This window comes from Hyalangium sp. (assembly GCF_035629615.1).
Lineage (GTDB): Bacteria > Myxococcota > Myxococcia > Myxococcales > Myxococcaceae > Hyalangium.
In genome coordinates this window covers 1-13,239 of sequence record NZ_DASPHO010000041.1, presented here as the reverse complement: position 1 = coordinate 13,239, position 13,239 = coordinate 1, and the positions used below count along the sequence as shown (strand labels likewise).

Annotated in this window: 15 protein-coding genes; 7 read left to right on the top strand and 8 right to left on the bottom strand. The window is 68.1% G+C overall.

Annotation, left to right across the window (positions count from 1 at the left end; all coding sequences use genetic code 11):
• The 5 genes from VD972_RS01890 to VD972_RS01870 all read right to left on the bottom strand — a co-directional run.
• Positions 1-728 (bottom strand): tetratricopeptide repeat protein (locus VD972_RS01890; RefSeq protein ID WP_324979827.1); only part of this gene is annotated, 728 nt, incomplete at its 3' end.
• Positions 729-888: 160 nt separating this feature from the next.
• Entirely contained in the window at positions 889-1,635 is a 747-nt protein-coding gene (locus VD972_RS01885) for a sigma-70 family RNA polymerase sigma factor (RefSeq protein ID WP_324979824.1), read from the bottom strand.
• Between the two features lie 187 nt (positions 1,636-1,822).
• Complete coding sequence (locus VD972_RS01880; RefSeq protein ID WP_324979822.1) at positions 1,823-3,253, bottom strand: FAD-binding oxidoreductase; 1,431 nt, start codon at positions 3,251-3,253, stop codon at positions 1,823-1,825.
• Entirely contained in the window at positions 3,250-3,807 is a 558-nt protein-coding gene (gene folE / locus VD972_RS01875) for a GTP cyclohydrolase I (RefSeq protein ID WP_324979834.1), read from the bottom strand. Before folE ends, VD972_RS01880 begins: the two co-directional genes overlap by 4 nt.
• Positions 3,808-3,902: 95 nt before the next feature.
• Entirely contained in the window at positions 3,903-4,247 is a 345-nt protein-coding gene (locus tag VD972_RS01870) for a Rieske (2Fe-2S) protein (RefSeq protein ID WP_324979819.1), read from the bottom strand.
• Between the two features lie 115 nt (positions 4,248-4,362).
• Between VD972_RS01870 and VD972_RS01865 the strand changes: the two genes are divergently transcribed.
• From VD972_RS01865 to VD972_RS01835, 7 genes are all read left to right on the top strand, one after another.
• Entirely contained in the window at positions 4,363-4,785 is a 423-nt protein-coding gene (locus tag VD972_RS01865) for a hypothetical protein (RefSeq protein ID WP_324979817.1), read from the top strand.
• Positions 4,786-4,851: 66 nt separating this feature from the next.
• Entirely contained in the window at positions 4,852-6,195 is a 1,344-nt protein-coding gene (locus tag VD972_RS01860) for a zinc-regulated TonB-dependent outer membrane receptor (RefSeq protein WP_324979814.1), read from the top strand.
• Between the two features lie 25 nt (positions 6,196-6,220).
• Complete coding sequence (locus VD972_RS01855; protein ID WP_324979811.1) at positions 6,221-7,141, top strand: metal ABC transporter substrate-binding protein; 921 nt, start codon at positions 6,221-6,223, stop codon at positions 7,139-7,141.
• Positions 7,142-7,143: 2 nt separating this feature from the next.
• The gene (locus VD972_RS01850; RefSeq protein WP_324979808.1) at positions 7,144-7,989 is read left to right on the top strand and encodes a hypothetical protein; all 846 of its coding nucleotides are present in this window, start codon (positions 7,144-7,146) and stop codon (positions 7,987-7,989) included.
• The gene (locus tag VD972_RS01845) at positions 7,976-8,803 is read left to right on the top strand and encodes a metal ABC transporter ATP-binding protein (RefSeq protein WP_324979806.1); all 828 of its coding nucleotides are present in this window, start codon (positions 7,976-7,978) and stop codon (positions 8,801-8,803) included. The genes VD972_RS01850 and VD972_RS01845 overlap by 14 nt, the downstream gene beginning before the upstream one ends.
• A complete protein-coding gene (locus tag VD972_RS01840) occupies positions 8,784-9,656 on the top strand; it encodes a metal ABC transporter permease (RefSeq protein ID WP_324979831.1) in 873 nt (290 codons plus the stop codon). The genes VD972_RS01845 and VD972_RS01840 overlap by 20 nt, the downstream gene beginning before the upstream one ends.
• 108 nt (positions 9,657-9,764) lie before the next feature.
• A complete protein-coding gene (locus VD972_RS01835) occupies positions 9,765-11,237 on the top strand; it encodes a hypothetical protein (RefSeq protein ID WP_324979803.1) in 1,473 nt (490 codons plus the stop codon).
• On the opposite strand, the gene VD972_RS01830 is transcribed toward VD972_RS01835, so the two are convergent.
• From VD972_RS01830 to VD972_RS01820, 3 genes are all read right to left on the bottom strand, one after another.
• Positions 11,215-11,763, bottom strand: coding sequence for an isochorismatase family protein (locus tag VD972_RS01830; RefSeq protein ID WP_324979800.1), 549 nt, complete (start codon positions 11,761-11,763; stop codon positions 11,215-11,217). The genes VD972_RS01835 and VD972_RS01830 overlap by 23 nt on opposite strands.
• 17 nt (positions 11,764-11,780) lie before the next feature.
• Entirely contained in the window at positions 11,781-12,263 is a 483-nt protein-coding gene (locus VD972_RS01825) for a hypothetical protein (protein WP_324979797.1), read from the bottom strand.
• 53 nt (positions 12,264-12,316) lie between these two features.
• Positions 12,317-13,239 (bottom strand): thiamine pyrophosphate-dependent enzyme (locus tag VD972_RS01820; RefSeq protein WP_324979794.1); only part of this gene is annotated, 923 nt, incomplete at its 5' end.

Sequence of the window (13,239 nt, the reverse complement as noted above, 5' to 3'; positions counted from 1 at the left end):
TCCGTGATCTTGGCTTCTACCTTCTTGGCCCACTCTTGAACGCGCCGGCCATCGGCGGGATCGTACGCCACGCTGCCCTGCTTCACCTTCAGGATCGCCTCGCGCGCCTTCTCCGCCTTGTCGTCCGCCAGCAGCGTCTCGGCCAGGTAGTAGTGGGCGCGGAGGTTGTCCGGAAACTTCGCGATGGCCTTCTCATACAACTTCGCGGACTCGCCCAGATCCCGCTTCGGCCACGGCAGCTCGTAGTGGTAGCGCCCCTTCGCCAGCAAGGGCGCCGCACGCTCGAACGAGGAATCGATCTTGATGGCCGCGTCCAGCCGCTCGTTGAACTTGCCCTCCAGGCCCTCCTTGAGCGCCTTGAGAATGCCCACCGCCTGCGAGTACACGCCGATGCCCGCGGCCGAGTAGTACTGGCACTCGACCCGCTCGGGGGCGAGCTTCACGCCCTTCTCACAGGCGTCCCACGCCTGCCTGCCGAGCACCTTCTTCAGCCGATTATCGCCGGCGCCATCCGCCTGCCACACCAGCAGCCGGGCGTTGCGCCACAGCAGCTCGTAGTCCTCGGGGGCCGCCTGCAGCTCCTTCTTGAGCGTGTCCTCGTGCTCCTTGAGGGCCGCGGGCTCCACGCGTTTGGCGAAAGAAGCATCCAGCGAGGCCAGCACCTCCGGGGTCGCCGAGTAGCCCGGGAGCGCCAGCAACAAGGAAAGGGCAAGGAAAATCAAGCGCATGGGCGGCGGTGTTAGCACGCACCCTCGCTGTCCAGCAACCCGACCTACCATGTTGGGTGAGAAAAAGTGGGGTGTGAAAAACACAAAGGGCGGCCCCCGGCGGGCTGCCCGGGGTACCGCCCTGCTTGCACCGAAGCTCGGAAGCGGGGGCCGGCGGCGCTCAGGCCGCGTCTGCCGCCAGCTCCTCGAGCATCTCCTCGTCCTGGTTGAACGCGGAGAGGTAGCGCTCGAGGAAGCTCTTCGTCTTCAGCTCCACCTGGCGCACGCGCTCACGCGACACGCCCCAGCGCTGGCCCAGCTCCTCCAGTGTCAGCGGCTTGTCCTGGGTGAGCCGCTCCTGGAGGATGTCCCAGCCCAGATCGCCAATGCGCTTGCGCACCTTGGCCAGCGCCTCCTGCACCTCCGAGTCCTGCTCGCTTGACAGGAAGACTTCCTGCGGAGACGGGCCCGAGTCCTCCAGCCGGTCCAGGAACGTCGTCTCGCCCTCCTCGTCGATGGAGGCATCCAGCGAGAAGTCCACCATGCTCCCTCGCTCGGACTCACCTCCACGTACCTGGCTGCGGTTGTCCTTCAGGTAGCGGGTGATGTAGGCGCGAATCCACCAGACGGCATAGGTGGCGAAGCGGACATTCTTCTTGGGATCGAAGTGCTCGATCGCCTTCATCAGACCGACGTTGCCCTCCTGGATGAGGTCATCCAGCCGAGAGCCGCGGTTGGCGAACTTCTTGGCGACCGCTACTACGAAAGCCAGGTTCGAGGTCGCCAGGGTCTGCCGAGCGGACTCCTCGCCCTTGCGCGCCCTCCTCGCCAGGTCGTATTCCTGCTCCCGCGTCAGCTGCTGGTGCCCACCCAGGTGACGCAGGTAGTGCGACAGGCCCTCTGCCGCATACTTCGTCGTGTTGGCCATGATTCCCAACCTCCGTTCCGAGATGCTCCCGACGCGCTCGACTCTCCCGCCCGCGCCGACTTGTCTCTATGACGCGCAACGAGCGAAAGGGTTTCTCATTCCACGCAGGGAATTTTTTGCCCGATTGGACATGTGACAGGGGCGTCACAGGTCCCGGCTCCGAGTGCTTCTCCCCGCCGTTGCGTCTCTAGAAACGCTTGGGATCGGGAAACATTTTCGCGGGGTTGAGAAGACCTGATGGGTCAAAGAAGGCCTTGAGCCGACGCTGTAGCGCGAGCACGGCCGAGGACTGCTCCAGCGCCAGGTAGTCCCGCTTGGCGTGTCCTACCCCATGCTCGCCAGTGATCGTGCCACCCATCTGCACCGTCATTTCGAGCATGCGTCGGATAGCCGTCTCCACGAGCGGGCGCTGGTGGGGCCCCTCGTAGAGGATGTTGGCGTGGAGGTTGCCGTCGCCGGCGTGGCCATAGGTGGCCACGATGAGGCCCAGCTCGGCGCCCATGGCCTTGAGACGCTCGATGATCTCGGGGATGCGGGAGCGGGGGACGGCGATATCCTCGGAGATCTTGTGAGGCTTGAGGGCTCGGAGGGCGGTGGACACTCCGCGCCGGGCGGCCCAGAGCTTCTCGCGCTGGTCCTCGTTCTGCGCGACGAGCGTCTGAGTGGCCCCCAGGCGCTCGCAGATCTCGCCGGCCTGGGCCAGCTCGGCCAGCAGCCCCTCCTCCACGTGGCCATCCACCTCGAGGATGACGGCGGAGCCAGCGCCTGGCGGGAAGTGGAAGCCCCGGCCATCCACGGCGCGCAGGGCCACGTCGTCGATGAGCTCCAGGGTGCGCGGCAGCACGCCCGAGGCGAGCACCGCCGTCACAGCCCGCGCCGCGGTGAGCACCGAGTCGAAGATGACGAGCGCCGTCATCACGTGCCGGGGCCGGGGGATGAGCTGGACGGTGATCTCCGTGGCCACCCCGAGCGTGCCCTCGGAGCCGACGAAGAGGCCCACGAGATCGTAGCCAGCCACGCCCTTGATGGTGCGCCGGCCTACCTGGAGGATCTCCCCGTCGGGGAGCACCCACTCCAGACCGATGACGTAGTCCCGTGTGACGCCGTACTTGAGCGCGCGGGGACCGCCCGCGTTCTCCGCGACGTTGCCGCCCAGGGTGCAGAACTGCCACGAGTTGGGATCCGGCGGATAGAAGAGGCCCACCTCCTCCACCGCCTTCATCAGATCGCCGGTGATGACGCCCGGCTCCACCACGGCGGTGAGATCCTCCACGGAGATGGAGCGAATGCGGTTCATGCGCTCCAGGCTCACCGACACGCCGCCTCGCAGGGGCAGCGAGCCACCGCTCTTGCCGCTGCGCGCGCCGCAGGGGGTGAATGGCACACCCAGCGCCTGGCACGTCTTGAAGACAGCGGAGACCTGCGCGGCGCTCTCGGGGAAGACGACGATGTCGGGCGGGTAGATGCCGCTGTCAGACTCGTCCCGGGCGTATTTCGCGCGGGTGTCTTCGTCGCGATGCACCTGCCCTGAAGAGAGCACCTCGTGGAGCGCCGTCCACGCCCGCTCGAGGAGCTGTGGCTCCACGCGCGGGAAGGTCTGCTCGAACGGCATGGTCATCGCGGCATCCCCAGCCGCGTCCACAGCTCGCGGCGCAGCGCCCCATCCTTGCGCAGGCGCCCCTCGTAGGCCTCCGCGTGCGTGACGGCGTCGCGCTGCTTGTCTCCCCGGAGGCGCAGGCACGCCTGCTTCGCTTCGATGATGCACGCGGAGGCGGGGCTGCCCAGCACCCGCGCGAGCGAGCCGGCCACCTGCCGGGCAAGGTCCTCCTGGAGGATGAGCCGGTGGGCGAAGCAGTCCACCAGCGCGGAGAGCCGCCCGAAGCCCACCACCTGCTTGCCGGGCACGTAGGCCACGTGCGCGCGGCCCTCGTAGGGCAGCAGGTGGTGCGGGCACATGGAGTGGAAGCGCAGGTCCGTCACCACCACCAGCTCGCCCGAGGAGTCCTCGGGCGCCGGGAAGCTCTCCCCGAGCGCCTCCTCGGGTGTGCGCGCGTAGCCGTCGAGGAACTCGCTCACCCAGGCCTCGGCCACCCGCTCCGGTGTGTCGACGAGGTTCGCATCCGTGAGCGGCAGGCCCGCGGCACGCAGGAAGTCCCGCACCGCGGAGGCCATGGCGGCCGCGTCCGGAGTGGCGGGCTGGGCGCCTCGGGGCTGGCGGTGGACGGCTCGACGGTTTCCCACGGGCGGTACTCCTTAGGTTGACGGCATCAGGGGTTCGACACCCTACCCGAGAAGGGGGCCACCTGAATCTCCTCGCCCACCACCCGGAGGGGATAGGTGCGGATCCGAGCCCCCCGGATGATCGGACACAGGCCCGAGCGGACATCGAATGGCCAGGCGTGTAGCGGGCAGTGCAGGACGTACCCCTCCACGTCCCCCTCCGAGAGCGGTCCTCCCCGGTGAGGGCAGGTGTCCTGGATGGCGAACAGCTCGCCCGCGACTCGGAGGATGGCCACCCGCTCGCCTTCGACTGTCACCACTGCGCGCCCGCGTGGATCCAGCTCCGACAATCGAGCGACGGGAATGAACTGGCTGGGAGGCTGACTCTCCATGGCGTGGACCTCCAACACCCTGCGTGCTTGTAGCATCCTGGAGCCTTCCAGAACGTCGGCTGCCTTGACACCCCCAGAGTCCGTCAGTAGAGCAGTCAGGCTGGCTCTTCCCCCGATGACCGACCGCACCTCCCACCTCCGAGGCTATACCGCGACGCTGCTCGTCGCGCTGTGGGCGTTGCAGCCGGTGATGACCGTGGTCCACTCCCGGGAGCACACCCACCACTTCTGCGCGCAGCACCAGATCTTCGAGGAGACGGTGCGCGGCTCGGGCCAGTGGCAGTCCCGGCGCTCACACAGCGAGCCGGTGATCGCCGCCCTGCGCGCCGACAACGGCGTGGACCCGGTGCGCTCCACGCACGAGGCCTGCCCGGTGCAAACGACCGGCGCGCGGGGTGACACGCAGACCTCGGAGACGGTGAGCGTGGCCGCGGAGTGTCTCGGCACGAGCCTGCGGGCCACCGCACCGCCGGGCTCTCTGTGCTCCGTCCCCATCCTCGCCACCGCTCCCAAGTCATCGCCCCCGGTGCGCGCCTAGCGTCCCGAAGCGACCGCTGTGGGTTGACGCCTTCCCCTAGGCGTCTGAGTCCTGAGGAGTTCCCGAGTGTTTCCTCGTTCACGTCAGTCTCCCGGCATCATCGCCCTCGTCCCCTGCCTCCTCTTGTACGCCCTGCCCGCCTCAGCGCAGCAGGCTCCGCCTGACGCGAGCACGCCGCCAGCGGACGCCAGCACGCCGCCCGCCGAGGGAGCTCCCACCGATCCAGCGATCGCCGACGACCTGGCGGAGATCGAGGCCGCCCTGGGCAAGGACAAGGCCGAGGCAGGCACCGGCACCCCGGCGGAGGCTCCGGCGAGCTCGGGCTCGGGCTCGGTGCCCACTGTGGTTCGGGTGGGCTCCAACAACCAGTGGCTCGATCTGAGCTTCGTCCTGGACGCGGCGCTCGCCGCCTTCACCGCCGAGGAGCCGCTGCAGTCGGGAGGGCATGACCCGAACACCAACGGCTTCAACTTCCAGCAGCTCGAGCTCAGCGTCCGCAGCGTGGTGGATCCCTACTTCCGCTTCGACGCCAACATCGTCTTCGCGCTGGCGGGCGTGGAGATCGAGGAGGTGTACGTCACCACGCTGGATCTGCCCGCCAACCTGCAGCTGCGCGCCGGGCAGTTCCTCACGCGCTTCGGCCGCATCAACCCCACGCACCCGCACGCGTGGGACTTCGCGGACCAGGCCTTCGCCGTGGGACGCGTCTTCGGTGGAGAGGGGAACCGGGGCCTGGGCCTCGAGGTGTCCTGGCTCACGCCGCTCCCCTGGTACGTGGAGCTGGTGGGCTCGACCACCGATGCCACCGGAGAGGGCACCGCCCGCAGCTTCCTGGGCGGCGGGGGTGGCCGCGTGGTGTCGCCGCTCGACTTCCAGTTCACCGGGGCGGTGAAGCAGTTCTTCGCTCTCTCGGACGATCTGTCGTTGCTGTGGGGGCTGTCCTCCGCGACCGGCCCCAACCCCACGGGCTACCGCAACTTCACCAACGTCTTCGGCACGGACGTCTATCTCAAGTACCGGCCCACCACCGTGGCGAGCAACACGATCATCTCCCTCCAGGCGGAGCTGCTCTACCGTCGCCGGCAGGTGCCCGACGACGTCCTCTCCGACTACAACGGCTATGCCCAGGTCCTCTGGCGCTTCGCGAAGCGGTGGGCCACGGCTGCGCGCTACGAGTTCGGTACCGCCGCACACGATCAAGACGGCCGCCTCGCCAACGATCCGCTCGACCCGGAGTGGACCGAGACGCGCCAGCGCATCTCCGCCAGCGTCACCTTCTGGCCCACCGAGTTCTCCCGGCTGCGTCTGCAGGCCGCCACCGACCGCGCCGGCTGGCGGGACGAGCGGGACTACTCGGCCTTCCTCACCCTCGAAGCCGTGGTGGGCGCGCATGGCTCCCACGCGTTCTGACCCTCTCTCCAGTGGAGATTCGCCGATGAACTCCTTCCGACTCTCGATCCTCAGTGCCGCTCTCTTCTGTCTCTTCGCCCTGCCCGCCCACGCGGACCTGAACGTCGTCACCACCGTGGCGGATCTCGGCGCCCTCACCAAGGCCATCGGGGGCGACAAGACCTCGGTGACCGTCCTGGCGCTCCCCTCGCAGGATCCCCACTTCGTCGACGCCAAGCCCAACCTCGCCCTCGCGCTCAACAAGGCGGATCTGCTCATCGCCATCGGGCTGGATCTGGAGATCGGCTGGCTGCCCACGCTCCAGCTCAGCGCTCGCAACTCGAAGATCCTGGCGGGCAACCCGGGCTTCCTGGATGCCTCCCAGTTCGTGAAGATCCTCGAGGCCCCGGTGGTCAAGGTCGACCGCAGCCAGGGCGACGTCCACCCGGGCGGCAACCCCCACTACCTCCACGATCCCCGGATGGCCGTGGCCGTGGCGCGCGGCCTCCAGGAGCGCATGGCGCAGCTCGATCCGAAGAACGCTGCTGGCTACCAGGCAAACCTGGAGAAGTTCATCACCGAGGTGGAGGCGGCGCGAGCGGGCTGGGAGAAGCGTCTGGCCGCGGTGCGCGGCGTGCCCGTCATCTCCTACCACAAGACGACGGCGTACCTGGGGGACTGGCTGGGGTTCAAGACCATTGCCTACCTGGAGCCGAAGCCGGGCATCCCTCCCACGCCTTCGCACGTGGCCCAGGTGCTCATGCAGGGGCGACAGCAGAAGGCGCAGTTCGTCGTCCAGGAGGAGTACTACCCGGACTCCACCTCCAAGCTCGTGGCCTCCAAGATCCCCGCCGGCATCGTGATCTTCCCCAGCGGCGCGAAATTCCGTGAGGGTGAGACGTACGTCCAGCGCATGGAGCGGCTGGTGCAGAGGCTCGAGCAGGCCTTCGCGGCCAAGGGGGGCTGAGCATGCGCGTCCGTCTCCTGCTGCCGCTGCTGCTGCTCACCGGCTGCGCCTTGGACGCCGGCGAAGGCTTCGCCGTGCTCGAGCCGTCCTTGAGGGCTGCCTACACCTCGCCCGCCTCGCGCGAGGTCGGGGACGGCTACCAGCGCCTCAGCTCCGACTTCCAGATGAAGTTGACCACCGCGCGCGTGAGGCTGGATCGCATCGAGCTCCTCGGCCGCGCTGGGGGCGGTGGCCCCACCTCTTTCGATCCCGCCAACCCTCCGCCCGGCTACTCCATCTGTCACAACGGGCACTGCGATCGTGACGACGGCGCTCAGGTCCCCTACGAGGAGGTCGAGGCCGAGCTGTCCGGGGGTGGCTCCGCCGCTTCGACCGTCGCCACCCTCGCTGTCGGCGAGTTGGACCTGCTGGTCCCGGAGACGCGCGCGCTGGAGTGCGAGCCGGACTGCGAGCTGCCTCAGCTCACCGTGTCCAGCGGGCGCTGGACGATAACGGCCCTGCGGCTCGAGGGATCCGTTCGGGATGCACGATCTCCCCCGCGCTTCTCGGGCGAGCGACCCTTCCAGCTCGAGCTCACCGCGTCCGGTGCCCAGGCCGAGCCGGTCGCCGTGCTCACGGGGACGCTCGACGTCCCCTCCGATCGTGAGCACGCGCCGCGCGTCCTGCTGGACCTGGCGCTGGAGCTGACCCCCGCGAGCTTCGATCCTGTGGACTGGTCCGCGGCCACGCCGGACATCAATGGAATCGTGGACCTGAACCATCCGGACAACACCGCAACGCGTACCCAGCTCCTGAAGTCGATCACCGAGCTGGCGCCCCAGGCAGAGGTGAAGCGTGAAACCCGATGATCCTCCCAAGCCGGGCGAAGCCCCGGCGATTCCTTCGCCCAAGCAGGGCGACTTGCTCATCTCCTGCGAGGAGCTGGCCGTCGGGTATGGGGAGACAGCCATCCTGCCGCCTTTCAACCTCAAGATTCACAAGGGCAGCTTCATCTCCGTGGTGGGCCGCAATGGCTCGGGCAAGAGCACCTGGTTCAAGACCCTCCTGGGGATGATCCCGCCGGTCTCCGGACGTGTCATCCGGCACCGCCCGGACCTGAAGTGGTCCTACGTGCCGCAGACCATCGGCATCGACTCCGTCTTGCCGATGCGCCCCAAGGAGATGGTCATCTGGGGGCGGCTGAGGGGCTGGAACTTCATGCGTCCCTTCTCCACGTCGGAGGAGAGGAAGATCGCGGAGTCGGCGATCGACACGGCGGGGGCGCGCTCGTTCGCCCACCGCCCCTACCGCGAGCTGTCCGAGGGACAGAAGCAGCGCTCGCTGCTGGCCCGGGTGATCGCCAGCGAGGCGGAGTTCGTCCTCCTGGATGAGCCCACCGCCGCCATGGACGCCGTCGCCGAGCAGCAGACGATGGAGCGGCTCGTCCGGCTGGCGCGCGAGCAGAACATGGCCGTGGTGGTGGTGAGCCACGATCTAGCGCTCGCCGCCAAGCACGCCGACACCATGGTGTTCCTGGATCGCGAGACGCCGTCCATCGTCGTCGGCGACTCGCAGACCGTCTTCTGCTCCCCCGCCTTCCGCCACCAATACGGCGACGAGTACTGCGCTCGCGCCAAGTCAGGAGAGAACCATGGACACTCCCATGGACACCCCCATGGTTGAGCTCTCGAAGTGGGAGCAGCTGCTGGCCAGCTGGGATCTGTTTGGCGATCCCATCCTCTGCGCCTTGATCGCCGGAGGCGTGCTCGGCTTCTTGAGCGTCTATGTGGTGCTGCGGCGGATGGTGTTCGTCAGCGCCGCCGTCACCCACTCGGCCGGTCTGGGCGTGGCGCTCGCGTTCTTCGCGCAGATCCACCTGGGGCTGCGTGTGGATCCCATGGTGGGCGCCACCGGCCTGTCCGTCATCGCGACGCTCCTGTTGATGCTGGATCCCGCCCGGCTCAAGCTCACGCGCGAGAGCATGCTCGGCCTGGCCTTCGCGTTCGCCGGCGGCGCGGCCGTGCTGGTGGGGGATCGCATCGCGCAAGAGGCCCATGACATCCAAGGCATCCTCTTCGGCACCGCGGTGCTCGTCACCCCGGAGAACCTCTACACCGTGGCCGGCGTGGGCGGCGCCATCCTCTTCCTCCAGATCTGGTGGTACCGCGGCTTCACCTTCGTCAGCTTCGACCGGATCGGCGCCACCGTGCAGGGGCTCCCCGTGCGCATGCTGGACGCGACGCTGATGATCTCCATCGGCGTCATGGTGGGTGTGTCGGCGCGGGCGCTGGGTTCGCTGCCCGTGTTCGCCTTCTCCACCCTGTCCGCCATCGCCGCGCTGGTGCTGGACTTCCGGCTCCAGTGGACGTTCCTGCTGGCCACGCTGGCTGGGTGCATCTCGGGGGTCGGCGGCTATCTGTTCGCCTACTTCTATGACTTCCCGGTCGGCGGTTCGCAGACGGTGCTCGCGAGCGTGCTGGTGCTGATCGCCGCGCTCATCCGCGCCTTCCTCGACCTGCTCGATCCGACGCGCTGAGCCGCTCTCATCCGGGGCGTGCCCCGAAGCAGGGGCACGCCTGGCCGGACGATATGCGTCCGCTCATGGGTCGTTGTGAGAGCGTTGGCTCAACGCCCTGGAGCGACCATGCCCCCGCGAGTCCTGCTGTTCTGCCTTGTTGTCTGGGTGGCCGGCTGTGCAGGAAGCACTCCCCGGCCTGATTCGGAACCCTCCGGCCCCCGCTACGAGCACGTCTTCCTCAAGCCGCTCGAGGAGGCCCTGGCGGAGACCCGCCAGCTGCTCAGCGAGAAGGGCTACGGCTTCGAGCGCAGCGAGGACCCGACCCTGATGCTCACCACATGGTCGGAGCCGCAGGCCCCAGGGCACCAGTGGGGCAACCAGAGCCAGTACCGCTACCTGGTGTCCGGGCTTCGAGTGGGCCCCCGGCAGTCCGTGGTCCGCATCTACCGGATGTGGCGCACGGTGATCAGCAACAACAGCGAGCAGCGGCCCAACCTCTACAAGTTCATGCAGCACCACCACACCGACTTCGAAGCCCAGGAGCCCTATCCCATCGAGAAGGCCAACAGGGATCGTGAGACAAGGGTGGGGTTGCGCGATCTGCCGCTGGAGAAGGAGCTCAAGGCCCGCCTGGAGCAGAACGTCGGCATCGAGGTCATCTCCCGGAATGTGGCGCCCGAGCCGGATCAGCCCCGACTCCGGGCGCCCGAGTTCTACCTCGATCGCTGGAAGAGCGAAGGCACCGCGCAGGCCCCCGTGGTGACGCCCTGCCCCCAGGAGGTCCGTGGCCTCACGCCCTTGCTCAAGCCAGGGCTGACGCTCCTCGTCGGCGAGCAGCTCGGCAGCCGGGAGACGCCCGCGGTGGTCGGCGACATGGTGTGTCAGTCCTCCGCGGCGGGCTTCAGCGTGGTGCTGGGCCTGTCCATCCCTCGTACCGAGCAGGAGCGCATCAACCGCTACCTGGCCAGCCCGGGAGCTCCCTCGGACCAGGACGAACTGCTGCGCGGCCCGTTCTGGCGCAGGCCCTTCCAGGATGGCCGCAGCAGCCGCGCCATCATGGATCTCATCGATCGCGTCCGCGCCCTGCGCCACTACGGCCTGTTCATCACCCTGGTGGCCTATGACACCGAGGAGGCCGTGGGCAGCAAGCGCGACGCCCTCCTGGCCGAAGTCTGGGAGGCGCGCCGCAAGGGCCACCCGGACGAGCTCTTCGTCATCCTGGCCGGCAACACCCATACCCGCACTGTCGAGGGCACGCAGTGGGACCGGGACTTCGTCCCCATGGCGAAGCGGCTGGTGAGCAGCGAACAGGCGCTGCTGACGTTCGATCTCAGCTATGCCCAGGGCCAGCGCTGGGGGTGCGATCTGAGCCGTGACGCGAAGCTGGTGTGCAACATCGTCAACGCCAGTCCGAGCGAGCGGGTGGCCGCGCCGCCCGGGCAGAGCCCCTACGTCAAGCTGCTCTCAGAGCGTTCCGAGGAGGGCTACCACGGCCTGCTGTACGTCGGCGCGCTCTCGCCCTCGCTGCCCGCCACCTCCCTGGGGGGCCATGTGCTCCCGCCCACCTCGAAGCCGCCTACCGCACCGCAGAGGAAATGAGCTTGAACTCGGGAGAGCCCGCGCGCCCAAGCATGTCGAAGAGCGCGGACTCCACCGTGGTGATGTGGGCGCCGGCCTCCTTGCATAGCTCGAGGCCGACGCGCCGATCCTCGGCCGAGCGGGAGAGGATGGCATCCGCCAGGATCCAGGCCTCAAAGCCCTTCTCCACGAGATCCCGCACCGTCTGGAAGACGCAGACGTGGGTCTCCATTCCGGCGAGGAGGATCTGCCGCCGCCCCTCGAGCCGGGTGAGGACTTCGGCCGTGGCCGCACTGAAGGCCAGCTTCTCCACCGGCTTGAACCCCCCCAGCCGCTCGCACAGCTGATGGTGCGTGGGCCCGAGCCCCTTCGAGTATTGCTCGGTGACGAGGATAGGCAGCTGGAGCGCCTTGGCGCCCTCAATGGCGGCACCCGTGCGCTTGAGCATGCGCTCGAGGGACTCCCTCTCCATGGCTGCGCACAAGCGCTCCTGGATGTCCACGACGAGCAGTGCGGCGTTGCTGGAGAGAATGCGGTAGGTGGGCATCGGTTCCTCCTGAAGGATCAGTGCTCGTGGTCGTGCGCTCCTGCGTCTTCCTCCATGACGACCGAGACGGACGTCGCCGAGGTGGGACCGAAGGTGATGGAGTAAGTGCCCACCGCGAGCTCGACCGTGTGGCGCCCCTTGATCTCGGTGCACTCGGAGGACGTCTTCACGCTCTCCTCGAGGGCAACCGTCGTTCCGCTCCCATCCTTGATGGCCACTGGCACGTCCGCGCTGGTGAAGAGGACGTAGTGCGCCTCCTCCGCCGAGGCAAAGGAGACAGTCCCCCCCTTGCCGCCCGTCACGTCGACGAGCGTGATGTCATAGCGGCGATGATCGGCCTTCACCTCCGGCGCGCCGGCAGTGGCTGCGGTGGCGTTGATGGAAGAGGCCGGCCCTCCCTGGAGGTGCTCGCACCCCTCGACGTCGGCGGTCTCTTCATCCCCACAACCCACGAGCAGCGCAGTGGACAGCAGGACAGCGGAAAAGAGCTTCATTTTCATGGTGTGACTCCAAGCGTAAGTACTGCGTTATGGCATAACCGGACGGGAACGGCTCAGACGGCATACCCCATTGCACCCGCCTTCATGGGCGCCTCGGGATCGAGCATGACGTTCACACAGGCCACCGTGCCGCTGGCCACCGCGCGCTCCAGCGCCGGGCGGATCTGCGCGGGCTCGGTGACGTGCTCGCCGTAGCCGCCGAGCGCCTCCACCACCTTGTCATAGCGGGTGGGCGCCAGCAGCGTGCCCGGAGACTTGTCCTCGCCGAACATGCTCACCTGCGGGAGCCGGATCTGCCCCCAGGCGGCGTCATTGCCCACCACGCACACCATGGGCAGCTTGAAGCGCAAGGCCGTGTCGTAGTCCATGCCGTTGAGGCCGAACGAGCCGTCGCCCTGGATGATCCAGTGCGTGCGCTCTGGGTGCAGCGTCTTGGAGGCGATGGCGAAGGGTGCTCCCACGCCCAGGCACCCGAGCGGCCCCGGATCCAGCCAGCGGCCCGGCTGACGCAGCTCGATGACCTTGGCGGCCAGGGCCACCCAGTTGCCACCGTCCGCGATGAACACCGGATCCTGGCCCGCCGAGTTGGCCACGTCGGACATCTCCTTGGCGAGCCGGTAGTGGTGGATGGGGACGCTGTCGTCCTTCGTCCACTGCTCCAGATCCTTCAGCCGCTTGTCCTCGCGGGCGCGCAGGCCGGCCAGGAAGGTGTCACGCTTGATGCGCGGGGCCGCGTCCGCAAAGGCCGCGAGCGCGCTGTAGCTGTCGGAGATGATGCCCACCTCCACCGGGCGGTTGCGCCCGATCTCCGTGGGATCAATGTCCACCTGGACGATCTTCGACTCCGCGCTGAAGGTGGGCTCGGCGCCGTAGTTAAGGCGGAAGTCGAACGGCGTGCCGATGACGAACACCACGTCCGCGCCGCTGAGGGCATCCTTGCGCGTGTGCTGGAAGAACAGCGGGTGGCCCGACGGCA